The organism is Micromonospora sp. NPDC049662 (genome assembly GCF_040675055.1).
Classification (GTDB): Bacteria; Actinomycetota; Actinomycetes; order Mycobacteriales; family Micromonosporaceae; genus Micromonospora.
In genome coordinates, this window is sequence record NZ_JBFAOC010000073.1 from 2,556 (window position 1) to 24,830 (window position 22,275).

The 22,275-nt window shown below is 71.2% G+C and carries 18 protein-coding genes; 11 read left to right on the forward strand and 7 right to left on the reverse strand.

From position 1 onward, the window contains the following. Positions 1 to 115: 115 nt before the first annotated feature. Complete coding sequence (locus AB0J36_RS31175; protein WP_357120495.1) at positions 116 to 1,714, reverse strand: arabinofuranosidase catalytic domain-containing protein; 1,599 nt, start codon at positions 1,712 to 1,714, stop codon at positions 116 to 118. A gap of 192 nt (positions 1,715 to 1,906) precedes the next feature. Next, positions 1,907 to 3,742: an RICIN domain-containing protein gene (locus AB0J36_RS31180; RefSeq protein WP_363661466.1), complete on the reverse strand. Its 1,836-nt coding sequence runs from the start codon at positions 3,740 to 3,742 to the stop codon at positions 1,907 to 1,909. A 299-nt stretch (positions 3,743 to 4,041) separates the two neighbouring features. On the opposite strand from AB0J36_RS31180, the gene AB0J36_RS31185 reads away from it, so the two are divergent. From AB0J36_RS31185 to AB0J36_RS31200, 4 genes are read left to right on the forward strand one after another with little or no spacing between them, the layout of a single operon-like run. After that, on the forward strand, positions 4,042 to 5,289 hold the full coding sequence (locus AB0J36_RS31185; RefSeq protein ID WP_357120501.1) for an extracellular solute-binding protein: 1,248 nt from the start codon (positions 4,042 to 4,044) through the stop codon (positions 5,287 to 5,289). 18 nt (positions 5,290 to 5,307) lie between these two features. Then, positions 5,308 to 6,279 (forward strand): sugar ABC transporter permease, encoded by a 972-nt coding sequence (locus AB0J36_RS31190; RefSeq protein ID WP_357120504.1) that lies wholly within the window; start codon positions 5,308 to 5,310, stop codon positions 6,277 to 6,279. Next, positions 6,276 to 7,100: a carbohydrate ABC transporter permease gene (locus tag AB0J36_RS31195; RefSeq protein ID WP_363661467.1), complete on the forward strand. Its 825-nt coding sequence runs from the start codon at positions 6,276 to 6,278 to the stop codon at positions 7,098 to 7,100. Before AB0J36_RS31190 ends, AB0J36_RS31195 begins: the two co-directional genes overlap by 4 nt. A gap of 32 nt (positions 7,101 to 7,132) precedes the next feature. Further along, a complete protein-coding gene (locus AB0J36_RS31200) occupies positions 7,133 to 8,845 on the forward strand; it encodes a trehalase family glycosidase (protein ID WP_357120510.1) in 1,713 nt (570 codons plus the stop codon). A 191-nt stretch (positions 8,846 to 9,036) separates the two neighbouring features. On the opposite strand, the gene AB0J36_RS31205 is transcribed toward AB0J36_RS31200, so the two are convergent. Continuing rightward, on the reverse strand, positions 9,037 to 10,050 hold the full coding sequence (locus AB0J36_RS31205) for a LacI family DNA-binding transcriptional regulator (RefSeq protein ID WP_357120513.1): 1,014 nt from the start codon (positions 10,048 to 10,050) through the stop codon (positions 9,037 to 9,039). Between the two features lie 213 nt (positions 10,051 to 10,263). Between AB0J36_RS31205 and AB0J36_RS31210 the strand changes: the two genes are divergently transcribed. Both AB0J36_RS31210 and AB0J36_RS31215 read left to right on the forward strand, forming a co-directional pair. Beyond that, a complete protein-coding gene (locus tag AB0J36_RS31210) occupies positions 10,264 to 10,713 on the forward strand; it encodes a hypothetical protein (RefSeq protein ID WP_357120517.1) in 450 nt (149 codons plus the stop codon). 11 nt (positions 10,714 to 10,724) lie between these two features. Continuing rightward, the gene (locus AB0J36_RS31215) at positions 10,725 to 11,072 is read left to right on the forward strand and encodes a hypothetical protein (protein ID WP_357120520.1); all 348 of its coding nucleotides are present in this window, start codon (positions 10,725 to 10,727) and stop codon (positions 11,070 to 11,072) included. A 67-nt stretch (positions 11,073 to 11,139) separates the two neighbouring features. Here the strand turns inward: AB0J36_RS31215 and AB0J36_RS31220 are convergent, their stop codons facing one another. Continuing rightward, the gene (locus tag AB0J36_RS31220) at positions 11,140 to 13,989 is read right to left on the reverse strand and encodes a glycoside hydrolase N-terminal domain-containing protein (RefSeq protein WP_363661468.1); all 2,850 of its coding nucleotides are present in this window, start codon (positions 13,987 to 13,989) and stop codon (positions 11,140 to 11,142) included. Between the two features lie 460 nt (positions 13,990 to 14,449). Here AB0J36_RS31220 and AB0J36_RS31225 point away from each other — a divergent pair, with 460 nt between their 5' ends. From AB0J36_RS31225 to AB0J36_RS31240, 4 genes are all read left to right on the forward strand, one after another. After that, positions 14,450 to 16,024: a glycoside hydrolase family 43 protein gene (locus tag AB0J36_RS31225; protein WP_363661469.1), complete on the forward strand. Its 1,575-nt coding sequence runs from the start codon at positions 14,450 to 14,452 to the stop codon at positions 16,022 to 16,024. A gap of 31 nt (positions 16,025 to 16,055) precedes the next feature. Beyond that, entirely contained in the window at positions 16,056 to 17,096 is a 1,041-nt protein-coding gene (locus AB0J36_RS31230) for a LacI family DNA-binding transcriptional regulator (protein WP_357120530.1), read from the forward strand. A 120-nt stretch (positions 17,097 to 17,216) separates the two neighbouring features. After that, positions 17,217 to 17,621 (forward strand): YciI family protein, encoded by a 405-nt coding sequence (locus AB0J36_RS31235; RefSeq protein ID WP_357120534.1) that lies wholly within the window; start codon positions 17,217 to 17,219, stop codon positions 17,619 to 17,621. 8 nt (positions 17,622 to 17,629) lie between these two features. Further along, complete coding sequence (locus AB0J36_RS31240) at positions 17,630 to 18,775, forward strand: DUF6596 domain-containing protein (RefSeq protein WP_363661473.1); 1,146 nt, start codon at positions 17,630 to 17,632, stop codon at positions 18,773 to 18,775. A 20-nt stretch (positions 18,776 to 18,795) separates the two neighbouring features. Here the strand turns inward: AB0J36_RS31240 and AB0J36_RS31245 are convergent, their stop codons facing one another. Both AB0J36_RS31245 and AB0J36_RS31250 read right to left on the reverse strand, forming a co-directional pair. Then, entirely contained in the window at positions 18,796 to 19,476 is a 681-nt protein-coding gene (locus AB0J36_RS31245) for a hypothetical protein (protein ID WP_363661470.1), read from the reverse strand. A 104-nt stretch (positions 19,477 to 19,580) separates the two neighbouring features. Further along, the gene (locus AB0J36_RS31250; protein WP_357120540.1) at positions 19,581 to 20,471 is read right to left on the reverse strand and encodes an SGNH/GDSL hydrolase family protein; all 891 of its coding nucleotides are present in this window, start codon (positions 20,469 to 20,471) and stop codon (positions 19,581 to 19,583) included. 202 nt (positions 20,472 to 20,673) lie between these two features. On the opposite strand from AB0J36_RS31250, the gene AB0J36_RS31255 reads away from it, so the two are divergent. Beyond that, positions 20,674 to 21,387: a hypothetical protein gene (locus AB0J36_RS31255; RefSeq protein WP_363661471.1), complete on the forward strand. Its 714-nt coding sequence runs from the start codon at positions 20,674 to 20,676 to the stop codon at positions 21,385 to 21,387. Between the two features lie 7 nt (positions 21,388 to 21,394). Here the strand turns inward: AB0J36_RS31255 and AB0J36_RS31260 are convergent, their stop codons facing one another. Beyond that, a complete protein-coding gene (locus tag AB0J36_RS31260; RefSeq protein ID WP_363661472.1) occupies positions 21,395 to 22,231 on the reverse strand; it encodes an alpha/beta hydrolase in 837 nt (278 codons plus the stop codon). Positions 22,232 to 22,275 lie beyond the last annotated feature (44 nt).

Genomic DNA, 22,275 nt, shown 5'->3' on the forward strand with positions numbered 1-22,275 from the left:
GGGCCCGCGCCGCCCTCCCCCCCGCCGGCCCCCGCCCCGCCCCCCGTGGTCTCTGGGGGGGGGGGGGCCCCCGCGGGCGGGGGGGGCGGCGGGGGACTCGGTGTCCTGATCGTCGTCAGCGGTAGCCGGCGCTCACCACGTTGGACTGGACCGCGTTCTCGGTCGCGTCGGACGGGTAGCCCGCGACCATCGCGCCCTCGTAGAACGTGCCGGCGCTGAGGTTCGCGCCGCCGTCGGGCTTGCAGCAGTCGCCGCCGCTGCCCAGGATGATCGCGCCCTGCTTCTTCATCGGGCTGTAGCCGGACGGCAGCGAGCCGTCCCACAGCGTGTACAGGCCACCGGACTGCGCGTCACTGCCCTTCATCGCGAAGCGGGACGTGCCGTTGTTCTTCAGCGTCGCGGTGACGAACTTGCTGGTGAACGCCCGCTGGTTCGGGTTCCACGAGCTGCTGCCACCCGGGAACAGACCCCACTCCAGGTCGGCCTGCACCCACGGGCCGCTGCCCGAGCAGCCGCCGAACCAGCACTGCTTGCCGAAGTTGATGGCGTCCATCGCACCGGCGGCGTCGGCCTTGCGGGTCGTCTCGCTGTTGCCGTAGTCGAAGCAGCAGCCGCTATTGACGTGCGTGCCGCTGGTCACCATGTACATGCCCTCGGGCGCGGCGCCGGTCGGCACGCCGGTCAGGTGACCGTCCCGCCAGTAGCTGTTGCCCGGGTTGATGTAGAGCGAGTACGCCTTGCTGCCGCCCACCGTCAGGGACTCGGTGGTCGCCGTGGCCGGCCTGCTCTGCGGCGAGCCCGGAACCACGCTCGATCCCTGGTACCAGAGGTCGTTACCGCGCCCGGACTGGTCGAAGACGACCGTGATCACGCAGGTCGTGCCGGCGCAGAACGAGTCCTGCGTCGCCGCGTTGGCGGTGCCGCCCGTACCGGTCAGCCCGATGTTGCGGGTCGTGTTGTCCGACGAGCGCCGGACCTGGTAGAGGTTGCCGGCGTACGTCCCGTAGAGGGCCCGCGTGGTGCTGTGGGCCGCCACGCACGGGGTGCCACCGGAGGCGTAGATGTCACACGGGCGCGCACCGCCCGGCGGCGGGCTGGTCGGCGGCGCCGTGGTCGGCGGGACGCTGGTCGGCGGGGTGGTCGGCGAGGCCCACTGCTGGTTGGCGCCACCGTTGCAGGCCCAGAGGATGACCTTGGTGCCGTTCGCGGTGCCGGCCCCGTTGGCGTCGAGGCACAGCCCGGACTGCACTCCGGTGATGGTGCCGTTGCTGTTGACGTTCCACTGCTGGTTGGTCTGGCCGTTGCAGTCCCAGATGATCGCCTGGGTGCCGTTGGTGGTGCCGCGGCCGGAGGCGTCCAGGCACTTGTTGCCGTACACCGAGAGCTGTTTGCTCGACGTCCAGGTCCAGGTCTGGCCGGCCGCGCCGTTGCAGTCCCAGAGCTGGGTCTGGGTGCCGTTGGCGGTGCTGGAGTTGGGGACCTCCAGGCACCGGCCCGAGGCCGCGCCGACGATGGTGGTGCTCTGCCCCGGCGCGATGGCCGCCGCCATCGCCGCGGCCTCCGCGGCGGACGACGAGGCACCGGCCGTGGCGCCGACGGTGACGAGGACGAGGGCGCCGGCCAACGCGCCGGCCAGCATGGCCAGGCGCCCGGGGCGACGTCTCGGGATGGGATCGCGGGCCAGGCCGGGCCCGGTGGGGGACGGGGTACGCACAGGGTGGCTCCTGGAGAGTCGTGGCAGCGCACGGGGTGTGCCGACGCGCCGCAGGGTGGTGGCGGGGCGGGCGAATCGATTCGTAGCGATCGTAGGAGCGGATTTTGATCAGTGTCAATGAAAGCCCGGTCGGCGGGAATCCGGCGGTGGCCGTCCGTGCCGGCGGCCACCGCCGGGGTTCACGCGCGTCGCCTACCGACCCCAGAGACGCCAGGTCTGGTTTAGCGGGCTGCCCTGGGTGACCGCGTTGCAGGGCCACTGGATGACCGACGCGCGGGCCGCCGTGGAGACCCCGTTGACGTCGACACACTTGCCGCTGTGCCGGGCCACGAGTTGGTAGTCGTGCGCATCGTTGCCGGAGTAGGTCACCTTCCGGAGGGCGAACTGCTGGTTCGTCGCGTTCTGGCAGGTCCGCTGGATCACTGCGGCGGAGTTGGCGGTGGAAGCGCCGCTGACGTCGAGACACTTGCCGCTCTGCTGGTTGACCACCGTGTACGTGTTGGCCACGCCGGCGACCGGCCGGAAGTTCCAGAGCTGCTGGTCACCGCCCTCGCAGTAGAACTGCTGCTGCGCGTTGCCGTCGGCGGTGCTCAGGTTGGTGTTGTCCAGGCACTGCTGGGAGTGCTGGGCCACCGCCACCGACTGGAAGCCCGCCTCGGAGGGCGGCAGCAGGGTCACCGTGTACGTGTCGTTCTGGTTGCCGTACGGCAGGTTCACGGTGGCGTTGTTGTTGGACAGGTTGACGACGGTGTTCGAGACCGTGACGGGCCCCTGCACCGCGCCACCGTTGTTGTACGGGATGCGCTGCGTGAGCACCCGCACCTGGTTGTTCTGCACCACGCCGCTCGTCGTGTCGAGACGTTGCAGGTTGACGGCCAGGTTTCCGGTCGTACGACCGCCGCCGACCAGGACCTTCGCCACCCCGCTCGCCTTCGTGGCGTACGCGTCGTAGGACTGGCTGCCGTTCACCGCCACGATCTCCCCGGCCTGGGAGGCGTAGTAGCGGTAGACCCACCACTCCCCCTTGGGCTGGTGCTGACCGGCCGAGTTGCGGACCAACAGGTTGCCGAGGTCGTTGTGCAGGTTGCCGGCGCTGGCCCAGTTGGCGCGCAGACCGTCCGCGCCGGCCCGCTCCAGACGCGAGATGTACCAGGCGCCGTCGGCCGGGTTCTGCTCGTTGGACGCCCCGTACTCGTTGATCTGGTACGGGCGGGGGTGCGCGATTCCGCGCGGATCGAGGGTGGCGTTGGCGGCCGCGACGTTGGCGACCGGGTCACCCGGCAGGGAGTGCCAGCTGATGATGTCCGGCACGGTGTTCGTCGAGCGGACGAAGTCGAGGTACTGGTTCCAGAACGCGTGCGAGGTCGACGGCACGCAGGCGCAGCTCGGCCCGACGATGAGCTGGTTGGGGAACTCCGTGCGGAGCCGCTGGTACGTGCGTCGCCAGAGCTCGAGGTACTGGGAGATCGGCCGGTTCCAGAAGATGGTGATGTTGGGTTCGTTCCAGATGTCCCACTGCACGGTCAGCCCGGACGCCCGGACGTCGCCGATGACGCGGTTCAGGAAGTTGTCGTAGTCGGTCCAGTTGCCGTTGTCGCCGGGAAAGCGCGAGATGCCGGCACCGTCGGCGCCCCACAGATCGTGCGGCAGCAGGATGAACTGCCCGCCGAGGGCGACGGTCCGGCGGGCCTGGGCGAGGGTGGCGTTCCAGCGGCGGTCGTAGTTTCCGCCGACCCAGCCACTGCCGGGCAGTTGCGCGCCGCCGGCCCGCATGTAGCGGAAGTTGACGTCGCGGTAGAAGTGGTCGGGTGGGCCGCTGGCGTTCTCGGTCATGCCGTAGATCCAGCCGGACGCACGGTAGGTCGGTGTGCCGGTGGTCGTGGAGAAGTTCACGCTTATCGACTCGTCGGCGGCCTGGGCGGGGGACGCGGCGACGGTGACGGCCGTGGTGGCGGCGAGCAGGCCGACGGCGAGTCGGGCGACGAGCGCGCGCGCTCGGCCGGGCCTGCTGCGGGACGGGGTTTTCACGGGCGGCTCCTTGGTGGGGCGCGGGGGACGCTCTCCGGAGGGCTGCGCTTGCGAATCGATTCGCTCGGATCGTAGGTCGGAGACTCACTCATGTCAATGAAGTGACGGTCCGGTAAAGCCGGTGTTTCCCGGTGCTCCTCACGAGGGCTGCCGGGCAACTCTTGACCACCGAACACGGACGGTCCTATCTTCGTGCGAACCGGTTCGTCGAATCGGTTCGCCTCATGGTCGGACCCGGTCCGGCCCGCGACGGTCAACCCACGACCCCACCACCCGATCGAGTTGAAGTGAGGCAGCACATGACACGACTCAACCGACGGCGGCGACTGGCCGCCGTGGCCGTGATAGCACTCGCCGCCGTGACGACCAGCGCCTGCTCGTCGTCCGGAGGCTCCGGCAACGACGACGGTGGCGGCGGCGCCTACCTCGTCTGGGACCCCTACCCCCAGTTCGCCGACGACTCCGACTGGGTCGCCCTGCTCAAGAAGTGCGGAACCTCGGCGGGCGTGACGGTCGAGCGGACCGGCTACGACACCACCGACCTGACCAACAAGGCGCTGCTCGCGGCCCAGCAGGGCAACTCGCCGGACGTGCTGATCGTCGACAACCCGGTCATCTCGACCCTGGCCGAGGCCGGCGCGCTCACCACGACCGAGGAGAACAAGCTGGACACCTCGAGCATGGAGAAGAACCTGCTCGGCGCGGGACAGAGTGGCGGCAAGACGTACGGCGTGCCGATCGGCGCCAACACGCTCGCGCTCTACTACAACAAGGACCTGCTGACCGCCGCCGGCGTCGACCCGGCCTCGGTCACCGACTGGACGTCGCTGACCACGGCGCTCACGAAGGTCAAGGCCAAGGGCAAGAAGGGCATCACCTTCTCCGCAATCGGCACCGAGGAGGGCAGCTTCCAGTTCCTGCCCTGGTTCTGGGGCTCGGGTGCGCAGCTGACCAGCCTCGACTCGCCACAGGCGGTCTCCGCGCTGACGCTGTGGAGCGACTGGCTGAAGCAGGGGCTGGCCCCGAACTCCGTCATCAACAACACCCAGACCACGAGCTGGCAGGAGTTCGCCACCGGCGACTTCGCGTTCGCCGAGAACGGCACCTGGCAGCTCGCCAACGCCGAGAAGCTCGGCTTCTCGTACGGCACCATCGCGATTCCGGCCAGCGCGGGTGGGCCGGCCCCGGCGCCGACCGGTGGTGAGTTCGTCTCCATCCCGGTACAGAAGAAAACCGGCCGGTACGCGACGTCGCAGCAGCTCGTCACCTGCCTGACCAGCGCCGACAACCTCCTGACCACCGACACCACCCTCTCCTACGTCGCACCGGTGGCCGCCGTGCAGGACCGGCAGGCCACCGAGAACCCCAAGCTCAAGGTCTGGGTCGAGGCGGTCCGGGCGGCCAAGGGTCGCACCGGCGACAACCTCGGCACGAAGTACCCGAAGATCTCCGAGCCCCTGTGGAGCGCCGTGCAGGCGGCTCTGAGCGGTGGGAAGTCGCCGCAGGAGGCGCTGACCGCCGCGCAGGCCACGGCCGCGAGCAAGTAAGCGCGCCGACGCGACGACATGACCCCCACGACGCAGACCTCCAGTACCACGCGGAGCGACGGTGGGGCGGCCGACGCCGCCCCACCCGGGCCCGCCGCGCCCCGTACCCGTCGACCCGGCCGCTGGCTGGCGTGGTGCTTCCTGGCGCCGACGGTCGTCTACCTGCTGGCCTTCTACGCCTACCCGCTCTATCGCAACGTCGAGCTGAGCCTGCGCGAGTACACCGTCCGGTCCTTCGTGCAGGGTGGCGCGCCCTTCGCCGGCCTGGACAACTACCGCACCGTCCTGACCGATCCGGCGTTCTGGCCGACGTTGACGCACACCCTGGTGTTCACCGGCGCGTCGCTCGTCTTCCAGTTCGGCATCGGCATGGCCCTGGCGCTCTTCTTCCGCCAGCACTTCCCGCTGTCGGGCACCCTGCGGGCGCTGATCCTCGTACCGTGGCTGCTGCCCCTGATCGTGTCCGCCTCGACCTGGTCGTGGCTGCTCAACAGCGACTCGGGCCTGGTCAACGCCGCGCTCGGCGTGGTGGGGGTCGACCCGGTCAACTGGCTCACGTCGCCGACGTGGTCGCTCACGTCGGTGATCATCGCCAACATCTGGATCGGGATCCCCTTCAACCTGGTGGTGCTCTACAGCGGCCTGCAGGCGATCCCGGTCGAGGTGTACGAGGCGTCCGCGCTCGACGGCGCGACCGGCTGGCAACGGTTCTGGTCGATCACGTTCCCGCTGCTGCGCCCGGTCTCCGCGATCACGCTGCTGCTCGGGCTGATCTACACGCTGAAGGTCTTCGACATCATCTGGATCATGACCAGGGGCGGCCCCAGCGGCTCCTCCGCCACGCTCGCCACCTGGTCCTACCGTCTGGGCTTCGGCAACCTGCTGCCCGAGTTCGGGCCGGGCGCGGCCGTCGGCAACCTGCTCATCGTGCTGGCGCTGGTCGCCGGGCTCGTCTACATCCGGTTCCAACGGAGGCAGCACCTACGATGACCACGTCACCGCGTCGAGTCTGGTGGAAGACCCTCGTCGGCCTGGCGCTGACCGGGCTGATGCTCTTCCCCGTCTACTGGATGATCAACGTGTCGTTCACCCGGGACCAGGACATGCGGGCCAGCCCGCCGCACCTGTTCCCGACGAACGGCACGCTGGACGGCTACCGGGCCGTCCTCGACCAGCAGCTCCCCTACCTCGGCACCAGCTTCGTGGTCGGCCTCGGGACGGTGGCGCTGACGGTGGCGCTCGCCGCCCCCGCAGGATACGCGCTCGCGAAGCTGCGCCCACCCGGCGGCCCGATGCTGAGCTTCCTGCTGCTGATCGCCCAGATGATCCCCGGGATCATCATGGCGATGGGCTTCTACGCCATCTACCTCACCCTCGGCGTCCTGAACACGCTGCCCGGCCTGATCCTGGCCGACACCACACTCGCGGTGCCGTTCGCCGTACTGATCTTCACGGCCTTCATGTCGGGCATCCCCGACGAGCTGCTCCAAGCCGCCGTGGTCGACGGCGCGGGCCAGCTACGCACCTTCTGGTCGATCGTGCTGCCGGTCAGCCGCAACTCGATCGTCACGGTGTCGCTGTTCGCGTTCCTGTGGTCCTGGTCGGACTTCATCTTCGCCTCGACCCTCGCCGGTGGCGGCGACCACCAACCGATCACCCTCGGCATCTACCACTACATCGGCAACAACAACCAGCAGTGGAACGCCATCATGGCCACCGCTGTGGTCGCCTCCGTCCCCGCAGCCGTGCTGTTGATCCTGGCTCAGCGGTACGTCTCGATGGGCGTGACCGCCGGCGCCGTCAAGGACTGACCACCCGCACCACAGAAAGGCAGCCGCCACCCATGACTGTCGCCCCGCCCGGTCCGGAGTTCGCCATCCAGGACATCCCGTTCAGCTATCGGGGATCCTGGCTCAACATCTCCCCCGTGGTCGCCGAGAAGACGTACGCCGACGACCTGCACCTGGTGTCGCACCAGACCGGGCTGCACCCGGTGCTACGCCTCTGCCCCGGCGCCCCGGACACCACCGTCGTCGCCACGCCCGCGCTGCTGACCTGGCATGCCGGTCCCGGTCGGGTCGAGGCCGTCTTCGACGGACCGGACACCCTGCGGATCCGGGGCCGGCAGCTCGGCCTGCGGATCGCCGCGGCGGCGGACACGCTCACCCCGTTCAGCGGCAGCTACCTCTACCGCGACCCGGTCGACGGCTCGCACGTCTTCACCTCGTACGAGACCGGGCGTCGCTACCGGGTCACGGTCCTGGCCGGCGCGCTGCGCCGCGCCGACGGCGTCGAGGCGCTCGGCACCGCCGACCGGTCCCTGGACCTCGCCGGTGACGAGCCCTGGGAGATCGCCATCGAGGAGTACGCCACCGCGCGCCAGCCCTACGCCACGGCCGTCGCCTTCGACCAGGTGTGCCACGACCGGAGCGCCGAGTTCGCCGCGTTCGTCGACGCGGTCGCGCCGTGGCGCGGCGAGGACACCCCGGCCGCCGAACTGGCCGCGTACGTGCTGTGGTCCGCCACCGTCGACCCGGCGGGCTTCGTCACCCGACCCGCCGTCCTGATGTCCAAGCACTGGATGGACAAGGTGTGGAGCTGGGACCACTGCTTCAACGCGATCGCCCTGGCGGCCGGCGAGCCGGAGCTGGCCTGGCACCAGTTCCACCTGCCCTTCGACCACCAGGACGCCGCGGGCGCCCTCCCCGACTCGGTCACCCACTCCGAGGTCCTGCACAACTACGTCAAACCCCCGATCCACGGCTGGGCGCTGCGGCACCTGCGCCGACGTCTCCCCCACCCGCCGGATCGGACGGCGCTCGCGCAGACGTACGACCGGCTGGCCCGGTGGACCGGATTCTGGCTGGACGCGCGCCGCGCACCCGGCCAGGAGCTACCGCACTACCAGCACGGCAACGACAGCGGCTGGGACAACGCCACCACGTTCGACGACCACCGGGTCCTGCAGACCGCCGATCTGGCCGCATTCCTCGTCTCGCAGTTGGACTGCCTGGCCGACCTCGCCACCGAGCTGGGCGAAGAGGCCGACCGGTGGTCCCGGGAGGCCGACCGGATCCGGGCGGCGATGCTCCGGGAGCTGTGGGACGGTGAGCGTTTCGCCGCCCGCAGCCCGCACACCGGGCAGCGGCGGACCAGCCGTAGCCTGCTCGACCTGATGCCGGTCGCGCTCGGCGCCGACCTGCCCACCCCGATCACCGACGCGCTGGCCCGGGGCGTCGAGGCCCACCTCACCACCCACGGGCTGGCGACCGAGCCGACGGACTCGACCCACTACCTCGCCGACGGCTACTGGCGGGGCCCGATCTGGGCGCCCTCCACCGTGCTGGTCGAGGACGGCCTGCGGCGGGCCGGGCACACCGCGATCGCCGACGACATCAGCCAGCGCTTCCTCGCGCTCTGCGAGAAATCGGGCTTCGCGGAGAACTTCGACGCCGAGACCGGCGCGGGGCTGCGCGACCGCGCGTACACCTGGACCGCCAGCAGCTACCTCATCCTCGCCGCCGCCCAGCAGGAGCGCCGGGCCGCGCGGCGCTGACCGGGCCAGCGTGTTCGCGCGTGGCCAACGTGGTCACGCGCGGCCGGCGTGGTCACGCGCGGCCGCCGTGTTCGCGCGTGGCCAGCGTGGTGGCGTGCGGCCGGCGAGTTCGCGCGTGGCCGGCGTGGTGGCGTGCGGCCGGCGTGGTCGCGCGGCCGGCGTGGTCGCGCGGCCGGCGGGAGCGGGCCGGATCAGCGAGCCCGGACCGGGCCCGTGCTGGACCGCAGCGAGATGGGTGGGCTGTACAGGCGGTGCCGCGGCACGCTGCCGGGGGCCGCGATGATCTCCAGCAGCAGTGACACCGCCTCCGCGCCCATGTCCCGCATGGGTACGTCCGCGGCGGTCAGCGCCGGCCGGAAGTCCTCTGCCCAGTGCTGGGCGGCGACGCCGGTGACGGAGAAGTCCGCCGGCACGGCCAACCCGGCGCCGGTCAGCGCGCGCTGCATCCCGGGCAGCGCCGCCTCGTTGATGGTGGCCACGGCCGTGACCTCCGGATGTGTGACGAGCAACTGCTCCACGCAGGCCTCGCCGGAGGCGGTGTCGTCGCCGCAGCAGACGTCGATGCCGGCGAGGCCCCGCTCCGCCACCGCCGCCTGGAAGCCGGCCAGGGCTCGGTGGCTCGGACCGTAACCCGCCGCCACCAGCTCGGCGGAGCGGTTCACCAGGGCCACGTGGCGGTGCCCCAGGTCGGCCAGGTGGTGCACGCAGCGTGCGATCAACCCGGCGTAGTCGATGTCGACCCAGCTCATGCCGTGCGCCTCGGCCGTGCGACCGATCGTGACGAACGGCAGACCAGCGCGAGCCAGCCGGGTCACCCGGTCGTCCTCCAACCGGATCTCCATCAGCACGACGCCGTCGACGCGACGCCCGGTGACGATCCGCTCGAACGAACGGTCGTGGTCGCCTCCCGACGGGGACAGCAGCACGTCGAGGTCGTGTCGGGCGGCGGCCTCGACGACGCTGGCGACGAAGCCCAACTGCATGTCGGTCAATCGTTGGCTGGCCGGTGGGATCACCAGCCCGAGGGTGCGCGTACGCCCCTCCTTCAGCGCACGGGCGCTGGCGTTCGGCCGGTAGTCCAGCTCGTCGATGACCGCCTGGATCCGCTGCCGGGTCGCCTCCGACACCGTCCGCTTGCCGCTGAGCACGTACGAGACCGTGCTGCGGGACACCCCCGCCCGTCGGGCGATCTCCCCGATGTTCATCCGCCGCCCTCGAATCGATCCCTGCCCCGCCGGGGACGCGCCCTGACCCGGGTCCGAGCATAGGCGCTCGGCGAAGCGACCCGGAGGTCCCGCCCGGCGCACCCCGCCCCGAGCCGGTCAGGAATCAAGAAGCTCCCGGGCGCTGTCCGGGCCTAGCCTTTTCCCAGGTGGCCGGCAGGATGCCGAACCACGACGAGCGAGAGGGAGCCCGACATGTCCGAGAAGTCCTCCACGACCGATTCCGCCGGCTTCAGCGCCGAGGAGCGTGCCGCGATGAAGGAGCGTGCGGCAGAGCTGCGTGCCGAGGGCAAGAAGGGCGCCAAGAAGGCCGACGGGTTACAGGCGGTCCTCGACCGGATCGCGCAGATGGCGCCGGACGACCGCGCGCTCGCCGAGCGGGTGCACGTGGCGGTCACCACCGCCGCGCCCGAGCTGTCGCCGAAGACGTGGTACGGGATGCCCGCGTACGCGAACGCCGCCGACAAGATCGTCGTCTTCTATCAGGACTCCGGCAAGTTCAACTACCGGTACTCGACGCTGGGCTTCCAGGACCCGGCCAACCTCGACGACGGCGACTTCTGGCCGGTGTCGTACGCCCTGCGCGCGTGGAGCCCCGAGGTGGAGAAGCGGATCGTCGAGCTGGTGCGCGCGGCGGTCTCCTGAAGCACGCTCTGGTGGGCCGTGCACCCACCAGCGATGATCGGGACGTGTCGCCCTGGGAGTTCGTCACGGATATCGGCGTACCGCTGTTCTTCGTCGTCGGTGCGGCAGTCACCGCGGTCGGCGCGTTCACCGATCCGCCGCAGGATTTCTCCTGGCCGCGCGGCTGGGAGTGGGCGTGGGTGGGCGTGTGGGTCATGGCGAGCGGCGAGGCGGCGTTCGGCACCGACCGACCGTGGTTCGAGCGCGCCTGGAAGGGCGCCGTCACCCTCCTCGTCGCCGTGGCATTCGTGGTCGCCGTGTGGCGACGATGGCGGTGGCGCACGAGGGCCCGAGGCACGGACGCCGGCGCGGCGGGGTAGACCACGGTTGGGCGACACGCCCGGCCCGCCGCCGGCGCGGGGCCGGCGGCGGGCGGGAACGCGCGGGTCAGGTGGTCGTGCAGGTGATGTCGGTCGGCGGGTTGTTGGTCCCCGTCGAGGTGGCGAGGAAGCCGAACGTGGTGGAGCCACCGGCCGGCAACGACCCGTTGTAGTCCACGTTCGTCACCCGCACACTCGCGCCGCTCTGGGTGTGCGTGCCGCCCCAGATCTGGCTGATCGCCTGCCCGTTGGGGAAGGTCCAGGAGACCGTCCAGCCACGGATCGCCGTCGCTCCGGCGGTCACCGTGACCGAGCCCTGGAACCCCCCCGACCAGGCGTTCGTCACCGTGTACGTCGCCCGCGCGCCGGACGGCGAGGGTGTGCTCGACACGGTCGGCGTCGGCGTCGGGATCGGGCTCGGTGTGTCGGTCGGACTCGGGGTCGGCGAGACGGTGGGCGAGGGCGTGCTGGTCAGCGTCGGTGACGGTGTCACACCGGGCCGCGCCGCGCGGTAGGTGTGACCGGCGCGGACGGCGAGTTGCACGACATCCGTTTCGGGTCGGGTGGTGCTGGGGGTGCTGCCGTCGGCGACGTCGACGAGCGTGAAGGACCCGTTGAAGAGGCGGGCGCGCAGGCGTACGGTGCCGTCCCGGTCGGCGCGGAGGCTGATCTCGTCGGCCTGCCCACTGGTCCAGGCCACGCCGACGGTGTACCCGCCGCGCCCGCGCAGGCCGGCGACCTGGCCGGTGGGCCAGGCGCTCGGCAGCGCGGGGAGCAGGTGCAGCTCGCCGTTGTGGCTGTGCAGCAACATCTCGGCGACGCCGGACGTCGCGCCGAAGTTGCCGTCGATCTGGAACGGTGGGTGCAGGTCGAACATGTTGGGCGCGAGCCGGTCGGTGCGGACGAGGTCCTTCAGGAGCTTGTAGGCACGGGTTCCGTCCTCCAGCCGGGCCCAGTAATTGATCTTCCAGGCGAGGGACCAGCCGGTCCCGTCGTCGCCGCGCAGTTCCAGCGTCCGGCGGGCGGCCTCGTAGAGCTGCGGGGTGCCGCGCTTGGTGATCTGGTTGCTGGGATGCAGGCCGTACAGGTGGGAGACGTGTCGGTGGTTGCGTTCGGTCTCGACCCAGTCGGCGAGCCACTCCTGCACGTTGCCACGGGAGCCGACCTTCATCGGGGCCAGCCGGTCCCGCGCCGTCCGCACCTGGGAGCGGAACGTGGTGTCCACGCCCAGCACCTCGCTGGCCCGGGCCACGGCGTCGAACAGGTCCCGCAGGATCTGGTTGTCCATCGTGGGCCCGGCGCAGACGCTGGCGTTCGAGTGGTGCGGCAACTCGGGCGAGTTCGACGGGTTGGTGACCAGGTAACCGAGCGACGGGTGAGCGACCAGGGTGTCGAGGAAGAACTGGGCCGCGCCCTTGAGCGCCGGATAGTTGGCCGCCAGGAAACCGGCGTCGCCGGTGAACAGGTAGTGCTCCCAGATCAGCGTGGACAGCCAGGCCCCGCCGGTCTGCCACATCCCCCACAACGCGCCGTCGACGACCGAGGCGCCCCGCCACGCGTCGGTGTTGTGGTGGGTGACCCAGCCGCCCGCGCCGTACTGCGCCTGGGCGACGCGGGCACCGGTGGCCGTCAGATCCTTGATCATGTCGAAGACCGGCAGGAAACACTCGGCCAGGTTCGTGGTGTCGGCGGGCCAGTAGTTCATCGGCAGGTTGGCGTTGATCGTGTACTTCGAGTCCCACGGCGGCGTCATCGAGTCGTTCCAGATGCCCTGCAGGTTCGCCGGTTGCGTGCCCGGACGCGAGGAGGAGATCAGCAGGTACCGGCCGAACTGGAACAGCAGGGCCGAGAACTGCGGATCGTTGGTGCTCCCGTGCTGGGCGATCCGCACGTCGGTCGGTTGGTCGGCCGCTGCCGTCCGCCCGAGGTCGATGGTCACCCGGTTGAACAGGGCCTGGTAGTCGGCGAGATGGCGGCCGCGCAGCTGGTCGTAGCTCGCCCCGCGGGCGGCGCTGAGGCGGGTACGCGCGATGCCCTGGTAGTCGCCGTTGACCGTGCGGTAGTTGACGTAGCTGGACCCGATCGAGATCAGGACGGTCACGCTCGTGGCCCCGGAGACGCGCAGGGTGCCGCCCGAGCTGCTGACCGTCCCGCCCGTCGCGGCGGCGGAGGCCAGCGCCAGGAAGCGCACCGACCCGTTGACGCCCTCCATGGCTCCGGAGATGCCGTCGACCGCGATCGTGGCGGCGTCGGGGCTCGACATCGTCGTGCGTTGTGGGCTGTCGAAGGTGGCGTTGAACGTGATCGAGTTGGCGCGGTCCGCGGTCAACCGGAGCACGATCACCCCGTCGGGCGCGCTGGCGAACACCTCGCGCTGGTATCGGACGCCGTTGAGGACGTACGTGGTGGTGACGGTGGCGGTGGTCAGGTCGAGCGTCCGGTTGTACTGGGACGCGCCGCTGGCCGAACCGAAGGCGAGACGCAGGTTGCCCACCGGCTGGTAGGCGAGCTGACCGCCCGGGTTCCCCATCATCGTCTGGTTGATCAGGTCCTGCGCCGACGTCCACTGGTCGGCGAAGACCCGCCGCCGGATCTCGGCGAGGTTGGCCGCGCCCCGGGTGTTGGCCGAGTCGTACGGGCCGCCGGCCCAGACGGTGTCCTCGTTGAGTTGCAGCCGTTCGGTGTCGACGTTGCCGAACACCATCGCGCCGAGACGCCCGTTGCCGATCGGCAGCGCGCGGAGCCAGTCGGTGCCCGCCGGCTCGTCGTACCACAGAGCCATGTCGTTGGCGGCGAGCACCTGCGGCGGCGCGACCGAGCCGGCGCGGGCGACGGCGGACCACGCGACCGGTAGCAGCGCGGCGCCGGCGCCCACGGCACCGGCGCGTAGCACGTTTCTTCGTGTCACTTCGGACATGGTCTCTCCAATCTGCGCAGGCCAGATACCTCACGCAGGTGGGGACGGCGCCGCTGGAGACGCCGCCGGAATTGGCGCGATGGCGGGGACGTGCCCACGGCCGGATTGCCGTTCGAGTCCTGGCGGGGACGGTCGGCGGTGGCCGGGACGCGTGGTGGGCGCTCGCTGTTAGCGTTAACAGGCGCGGCCCGCTCGCACCCTCTGGCAACGTTCACAGCCGAGACCCGGCGCACCGGGCTCCCGGCGGCGCGCCATACATCCTCCATAGACCTTCGTAGATGACGACGCTGCTCGTCAATAGATGACGACCATGTTTCGGATCGGCGTGCAGGGGCGCGCCACCGGCGGGCCGCCCGGACACCTTGCCATCGACGCAGCTCGTTCGTACCATCCGGAGCCACGAGATGTTATCGCGAACAAACCGCGACATCTCGGCACCGACCGCTCGGAGGTGGCAGCTGTGTCCTCAGGCTCGTCGGCCGTTGCGGGCTACGACAACCCGGTCGTACCCGGCTTCTACCCTGACCCGAGCGTCTGCCGGGTCGGCGAGGATTACTACCTCGTCTGCTCGAGCTTCGAGTACTTCCCCGGGGTGCCGCTCCTGCACAGCCGGGACCTGGTCACCTGGCGACAGATCGGTAACGTCCTCGACCGTGCCAGCCAGTTGCAGATCCCGCCCGACGCCGACGCGTCCGGAGGCATCTTCGCGCCGACCATCCGCCACCACGACGGCCGCTTCTGGGTGATCACCACCAACGTCAGCCTTGGCCGGCATCTCATCGTCACCGCGGCGGATCCCACCGGCCCATGGTCGGAGCCGGTCTACCTCGACCTGCCGCACGTCGACCCGTCCCTGGCCTGGGACGATGACGGCACCTGCTGGCTGACGACCTCGGGAGTGGACGGCTACCGGATCGACCCGGACACGGGCCGGGTGCGGGAGGGTCCGATCGCGCTCTGGTCCGGCACCGGAGGGCAGTACCCGGAGGCGCCGCACCTGTACCGGATCGGCGAATGGTGGTACCTGCTGCTCTCCGAGGGCGGCACCCACACCGGTCACGCCGTCTCGGTCGCCCGGTCCCGCAGCCCTCGGGGGCCGTTCGAGCCCGCGCCGACCAACCCGATCCTCACCCACCGGAGCACTGACCTGCCCGTCCAGGCGGCCGGGCACGCCGACCTGGTGCAGGCTGCGGACGGCAGTTGGTGGATGGTCCTGCTGGGGATCCGGCCGAAGGGCCAGTGGCCGCCCTTCCACGTGCTCGGACGCGAGACGTTCCTCGTGCCGGTCCGCTGGGTCGACGGCTGGCCCGTGATCGACCCCGTCCGAGAGGTCACCGCCGCACCCGCCGGCAGCCCGCCGGCCCTGGCCGCCCCACCCGATCCGGGCGCGCACCGCGACGACTTCGACACGACCAGCCTCGCACCCGGGTGGGTCTCGCCCCGCTCCCGTCCCGACGCGGCCTGGTCGTTGACCGAGCGGCCCGGATGGCTCACCCTGCACGCCACCGGTACGACGCTGGACCGCGCCGGCGCGACGATCGTGGCGGCCCGCCAACGCCACCATGACTGCCGCGCCAGCGTGCGAGTCGATCCGGGCGGCGGCACGGCCGGACTCACCCTGCGCATCGACGAGGCGCACCACTACGACCTCGAGGTCCAGGACGCCGTCGTCCGCGTGCTCGGCCGGGTGGGACCGTTCCGGCAGGTCTTCGCGACGCTCGACGTACCCCGTGGTCCGCTCATCCTGACGATCGCTACCCGGACCCACGATCTCTACCCGCCGACCGTGACGTCCGCCGCCGGCCTCGCCGCCACCGACGAACCCTTCGGGGTACGCGCCGCCACCAGCGACATGATCACGTTCGAGGTGGAGAGCACCGAGGGTCGGGTGCTGCTGGCCGAACTCGACGGACGCTACCTCTCCACCGAGGTCGCCGGCGGCTTCACCGGCCGGGTCATCGGCATGTACGTGACCGACGGCGTCGCGGCCTTCGACTGGTTCGACTACCGTCCCATGGCGCGTCCGCCCGGCTGAACGACCGGTGCCGCGATCGTAGACTCGCCGTGTGAGCGACGAGAGCCGGCGGCGCCGCCCCCGCAAGCCACTGCGGGGTGACCTGCCCGTCGCCACGATCGCCGAGCTCGCCGGCGTGTCCCCGCCCACGGTGTCCAAGGTCCTCAACGGCCGGGCCGGGGTGGGTGAACAGACCCGGCAGCGGGTGGAGGCGCTGTTGCGCGACCACGGCTACCGCCGACCGGAGCACGCCGTGAGAACCCGCTGCGTCGAGGTGCTCTTTCACCACATGCTGCCCTCGATCGCGCTGGAGATCCTGCGCGGCATCCAGGAGGTCGCCGACGCGCGGCACTGCACCGTCGGGTTCGTCGACCTCCGCCACCGCGTGACGGCGGGGCTGCCCTGGATGGAGCCTCTGCTGCTGCGGCATCCGACCGCTGTCATCGCGGTCTGTTCTCTCGTCACCGCCGAACACGGCCGGCAGTTGGCCGCCATGGGCATACCGCTGGTCGCCATCGACCCGGGCGGCGAACACTTCCCCACCCCCGCCGTCGGGTCGAACAACTGGAGCGGCGCCCTCGCCGCCACCCGGCACCTTCTCGACCTCGGCCACCGGCGGATCGGGGTACTCACCGGGCCGGTGCAGGACCTGGCGGCGCGGGCCCGCCTGGACGGCTTCCGCGCCGCGCTGGATCATGCCGGCATCGGCTTCGATGACAGCCTCGAACGGCAGGGGGTCTTCAGTTTCGTGGCCGGCCGGGACCTCGGCCGCGAGTTGCTGGCCCTGCCCGAACCACCCACCGCCATCGTCTGCGGCAACGACCTGCAGGCCCTCGGCGTCTACGCGGCGGCACACGACGTCGGCTGGCGGATCCCCGAGGACCTCAGCGTCGTCGGGTTCGACGACGTGGACCAGGCGACCTGGACGTCGCCACCACTGACCACGGTGCGACAACCGTTCACCGAGATCGGGGCCACCGCCGCCCGCCTCGCGTTGACGCTGGCCGACAATCACGCGCTGCCCCAGGAACGGTACGAGCTCAGTACGGCGCTCGTCGTCCGGGGCAGCACCGGGCCACCCGGTCCTCGGTAGCAGTGCCGACCGCGACATCGCCAAGATTTTTTCGGCGATGATGTCGAGAACCACCACCCGGCGTCGTCCCCGGGGTGAACGTGACCGGAACGGGTCGCGCCAGCGAGGAGGAACACGACGATGAAGTACCTGCTGTTGAAGCACTACCGGGGCGGTCCGGTCGGAGTGAACGACGTGCCGATGGACCAGTGGACGCCGGAGGAGATCACGGCGCACGTGCGGTACATGCACGACTTCGCCGCCCGGCTGGAAAAGAGCGGCGAGTTCATCGAAGGCCAGGCGCTCGCCCCCGAGGGAGCCTGGGTCCGCTACGACGGAGAGGGACGCCCGCCGGTCACCGACGGCCCGTTCGCCGAGACCAAGGACCTCATCGCCGGCTGGATGGTGATCGACGTCGACAGCTACGAACGCGCCGTCGAGCTGGCGGGCGAGCTGTCGGCCGCGCCGGGCGCGGGCGGTAAGCCGATCCACGAGTGGCTCGAGGTACGCCCCTTCCTCACCGAGCCGCCCACCATCACGGAGTGACCTGCGCGATGGACCAGGCACTGCTCCGGAGCCTCACGCCGAGCGTGCTCGCCGTTCTCGTCCGCCGCGGAGCTGACTTCGCGGCGGCCGAGGACGCCGTACAGGATGCGCTTGTGGAGGCCGTTCGCGTCTGGCCGGCCGACCCGCCGTGCGACCCGAAGGGTTGGCTGATCACCGTGGCGTGGCGTCGGTTCCTCGACACCGCCCGCGCGGACGCCGCCCGTCGTCGTCGGGAGGACGTCGTGGACACCGAGCCGACGCCCGGTCCCACGAGCGGGGTGGACGACACCCTTGCGCTCTACTTCCTCTGCGCCCACCCCTCGCTGACGCCGTCGTCGGCGGTCGCGCTCACGTTGCGCGCCGTCGGAGGGCTGACCACCCGGCAGATCGCCCAGGCCTACCTGGTGCCCGAGGCGACCATGGCGCAGCGCATCAGCCGGGCCAAACGCACCGTCTCCACCGTACGATTCGACCAGCCCGGCGACGTGACCACCGTGCTGCGCGTGCTCTACCTGGTGTTCAACGAGGGCTACACCGGTGCCGTCGACCTCGCCGCCGAGGCCATCCGGCTCACCCGGCAGCTCGCGGTCGCCATCGACCATCCCGAGGTGGCGGGACTGCTCGCCCTCATGCTGCTGCACCACGCCCGCCGTGCCAGCCGGATCGCCCCCGACGGCAGCCTGGTGCCGCTCGCGGAGCAGGACCGCGACCGATGGGACACGACCGCCATCGCCGAGGGCGTCGGCGTCCTCCAGGCGGCCCTCGCCCGCGACCGGCTCGGCGAGTTCCAGGCGCAGGCCGCCATCGCGGCGCTGCACGCCGACGCTCCCACCGCCGAGGAGACCGACTGGGTGCAGATCGTCGAGTGGTACGACGAGCTCGCACGCCTGACCGACAGCCCGGTCGTCCGGCTCAACCGCGCCGTGGCGGTCGGCGCGGCCGACGGTGCCCGAGCCGGGCTGGCGGCCCTCGCCGCGTCGGACGACTCGCTGCCCCGGTACACGGCGGTGGCCGCGTACCTGCACGAACGCGCCGGTGACCTGGCGACGGCGGCGCGGCTCTACGCCGAGGCGGCCCGTAAGGCGGCCAACCTGGCCGAGCGGGACCACCTGACCCGCCAGGCCGCCCGCCTCAACGACCACCGACGGCGGTGAGGGCTGGCGCGCGACCCGCCTCAGACGCTCGGCAGGGGCGTGTACCACTGCGCGCCGGTCACCCGGACCCGCTGCGACTGCCTGCGGTTCCACTCCACCCGCATGCCGTGCCGGCGGAGCACCGGGAAGGCGACCTCGTCCAGTAGGCGTTCCAGGTCGGCCTGGTAACGGGCCTGCTGCTCGGCCTCCGGCAGGGCCGAATAGGCGGCCTCGTCGAAATCCGCCGCCGGATAGACGCCGTAGCCGAGGTAGACCTCGCCGTCCTCGCTGGCGAGCAGCGACTCCGTGTCCTGCTGGTGGTACCACAGGTAGCCCTGCCAGTGCCGCGAGTCGTCGCGCTCGTCGTGGATCTCGGCGGACGCGCAGGTGCCGCAGCAGCTGAAGTTTTCCCGGGCCACCACGCCGACCTCGGTGAGCTCGGCGAACGCGCGGTTCAGGTTGCTGCGCACCGCGCCCCAACCCTGCTGCTGCTCGCGGCGGGCGGTCAGCGCCCTCTCGTACGCCGATCTCAGGTCGTCGTCGGTGGCGCCGTGTCGCTCGTCGTCCCCGTCGAGGTAGTCCACGAAGTCGTCGGGGTCGTCGGAGCCGCGCACGACCCAGTCCCAGATCTCGGCCTCGATCTCGGCGCGCCCCGGCTCGGCGACCCGCTCGGTCAGGAAGCGGACGCCCGCGGGGCGGTCGTTGTACACCCATCCAGCCACGGCGAGGATCCTGGCACGGACCTCCGACAGTGCCCGGCGGTGGCGGTGCGGACGGTCCGGCCCCGCCGTCGTACGGCGGGGCCGGCTGCGGCGGTCGCGCCCGGTCAGCTCAGGGTGGCGAGCAGCGCGGTGCTCATGCCCTGCTCACCACGGGCGTTCGGGTGAAAGGGCGCGGCGGAGTTCTGCGGCACCAGGCCCTCGACCCAACGGGTGCCGCTGCTCTTGCACGCGTCCCGACCGATCGACGGCGTGTAGACGTCGGCGTAGGTGGCGCCGTTCGCGCCCGCGGCGCTGGCCAGCATGGCGTTGAGCGACTTCTCGATGCCACGCAGGTACGGCACGTCCTGGTACGCGATCGGCACCACCGGCCAGCAGCCGTACCCGCTGTCGGGCAGGATCGCCGGATAGCCGAGGACGACGACGCGCGCGCTGGGCGCGGCCCGGCGGATCGACTGGAGCACGGTGGTCACCTTCGGCACCGTCGCCGCGATCCGGGCCTGCAACTGGTCGGTGCCGCCGGCCGTGTACCGGTTCTTGCACGGCGAGCCGAGGGGACTGCTGAGGCTCGCCTCCGCGCACTCGCCGATGATGCCGGAGAAGCCGATGTCGTTGCCGCCGATCTGCACCGTCACCAACGACGTGCTCGAGGTGACCGCGTTGAGCTGCGGTGGCAGGTTGATGCCCAGTTGACCACTGCCGCCGTAGAGGATGTCGTCGGTCGTGGCCCCGGAGCAGCTCACGTCCGCGAACGACGTCGAGCCGGCGGCCGCGGCCACCAGGGAGGGATAGTTGCGGTTCGACCGTAGACAGTTGAGGTCCACCTGGGTCGGGATCAGGGGACCTGCGGTGTACGAGTCGCCCAGCGCGACATAGCGGCCGGAGGGGACCGCGGCGCTGGCGGGTGTGGTGACGGCGAGCAGGACGCCGACGGTGGCCGTGGCGAGTGCGGCCACTCGGGCGGCTGCCCGCAGGAGCGGCAGGCGGGGACGGGACATGACGCCTCCCAAGGGAGATCGCGGTGGTGGTGGTGCCGAGATCCTGTCCCCGGTCGGCGACAGACGTCAATATAGATAGGCCTCACTAAATGACACGCTGGAATGTGGATTTCGCCTTCACCACACACCCCTGCGACACGCGATGATCCCCCGCCGCATAGCATGGCGACAGTTCGGGACGGCTCTGCTGAAACGAGGCGACATGCGTTGGCTCCAGCGGCTGCTGGGCGGCGGGCGGATCCAGCTCGACCCGGAGCGGCAGCAGACGCTGCTGCGAGACCTCCAGCACGGATACGGCCCGCGGGCACGGACCCCGTTCCCCGCGCAGGTCGAGGCGGCGACCGGGATGCTGAGCGGGGACGACGGGCTGGTGGTCGCGGCCCGGGTCCTGCACCAGGTCGCCGACGAGGCACACCTCGATCTTCGGGCGCAGGCCCAGGACATCCACCGTCGGACGGGCCGGCGACTCCTCGTGCACCGGCGCAACTACCGGCAACTGTGGTCGGAGGCCGGCCCCGGACTGCGCTGGCCGCTGTTCGCGCTGCCCTGCGGCTTCCACCCGTACGCACAGGTGGCCGCCGCTGTCGCGGTGGTCGGCGGTCGCGCGGCCCGGCTCGATCGGGTGACCGATCCGGCGCCGCTGGTGACCCACATGTTCGAGGTGCTCGACCTCACCACCGCCGGCTGGGAGTACGGCCGGGTGCGGGTGGACACCGACGGGGCAGCCCTGGTCGATCGACTGATCGCGAGCGCCGCGCAGATCCTCGCGGCCATGGACGACCCACCGCGACTGCCGCCGCCGGTCCGCGCGCTGATGCGCCGCAACAACAGCCTCGACGTCCACGATCCGCACGCCGGACATCAGGTGGGACGGTTCAACCTGGGCGCGCGGATGCGGGAGCAACTGCTGGCCTGACCGCCGATCAGGCGCGGGCGTGCGCGCCCAGGAAGGCGAGCAAGAGGGTCACCACCTCGTCGGGGTACTGCACGTGCGGGTAGTGACCCGCGCCCTGGACCATCTCGAGCCGCCCCCGCCCGCTCGGCAGCGCGGCCACGATGGCCTCGCCCTCGGCGCGCGGGTCGGCCCAGTCCGGGTCGAGCGCGCCCTCGACGATCAGGACCGGACAGCGGACGTTACCCAGTTGCGCCCCGGCGTCGGTCGGCGCCGACCGGCCCATCCCACGCATCGCCGCCATCCGACCGGGCTCGCGCATCATGGCGTCGATCCGGGCCGTGCGGGCGGCCCAGTCGGCCGGCTTGCGGCCCGGGTAGGCCACGTCGAGATAGCTGCGCCAGAGCCGGACGCTGCCGAACAGGCCGGTGCCGAGCAGCCGGGCGATGCCCCTGCGGTAACGGGAGACCCGCAGGTCACCTAGCTTGATCGACTGCTTGCGGGTGAAGGGGGCCAGTTCGACGACGCCGGCGACCAGCTCGGGGGCACGGGCGGCGGCGATGGTGGCGGCCCCGCCGGAGATCGAGTGACCGACCAGCACGGCCGGGCCGCCCAGGTGGCGGATGATGGCGAGCAGATCACCCGCGATGTCGGTGCGACTGTAGGAGCGCCATCCGACGCTCGACTCGCCACAACCGCGCAGGTCGACCGCGGCCACCCGGTAGCCGGCGGCCGCCAGGCGCGGCACAACGAAGCGGTACGCCTCGCGGCTGTCACCCATGCCGTGGGCGAGCACGACGAGCGGCCCGGAGGCGCCGGTCACCTCGTACGCCAGGGTGCCGCCGTCCACGTTCAGGTACTCGGTCATCGAAGCCTCCAAGCTAATCGTCTTAGCTAGAGGCTAATCCTATT

Excerpts from the sequence above, each read along its gene's own strand:
- AB0J36_RS31185 (WP_357120501.1), top strand. The coding sequence starts at position 4,042 with ATGACACGACTCAACCGACGGCGGCGACTGGCCGCCGTGGCCGTGATA.
- AB0J36_RS31190 (WP_357120504.1), top strand. The coding sequence starts at position 5,308 with ATGACCCCCACGACGCAGACCTCCAGTACCACGCGGAGCGACGGTGGG.
- AB0J36_RS31195 (WP_363661467.1), top strand. The coding sequence starts at position 6,276 with ATGACCACGTCACCGCGTCGAGTCTGGTGGAAGACCCTCGTCGGCCTG.
- AB0J36_RS31200 (WP_357120510.1), top strand. The coding sequence starts at position 7,133 with ATGACTGTCGCCCCGCCCGGTCCGGAGTTCGCCATCCAGGACATCCCG.
- AB0J36_RS31205 (WP_357120513.1), bottom strand. The coding sequence starts at position 10,050 with ATGAACATCGGGGAGATCGCCCGACGGGCGGGGGTGTCCCGCAGCACG.
- AB0J36_RS31210 (WP_357120517.1), top strand. The coding sequence starts at position 10,264 with ATGTCCGAGAAGTCCTCCACGACCGATTCCGCCGGCTTCAGCGCCGAG.
- AB0J36_RS31220 (WP_363661468.1), bottom strand. The coding sequence starts at position 13,989 with ATGTCCGAAGTGACACGAAGAAACGTGCTACGCGCCGGTGCCGTGGGC.
- AB0J36_RS31235 (WP_357120534.1), top strand. The coding sequence starts at position 17,217 with ATGAAGTACCTGCTGTTGAAGCACTACCGGGGCGGTCCGGTCGGAGTG.
- AB0J36_RS31240 (WP_363661473.1), top strand. The coding sequence starts at position 17,630 with ATGGACCAGGCACTGCTCCGGAGCCTCACGCCGAGCGTGCTCGCCGTT.
- AB0J36_RS31250 (WP_357120540.1), bottom strand. The coding sequence starts at position 20,471 with ATGTCCCGTCCCCGCCTGCCGCTCCTGCGGGCAGCCGCCCGAGTGGCC.
- AB0J36_RS31255 (WP_363661471.1), top strand. The coding sequence starts at position 20,674 with ATGCGTTGGCTCCAGCGGCTGCTGGGCGGCGGGCGGATCCAGCTCGAC.
- AB0J36_RS31260 (WP_363661472.1), bottom strand. The coding sequence starts at position 22,231 with ATGACCGAGTACCTGAACGTGGACGGCGGCACCCTGGCGTACGAGGTG.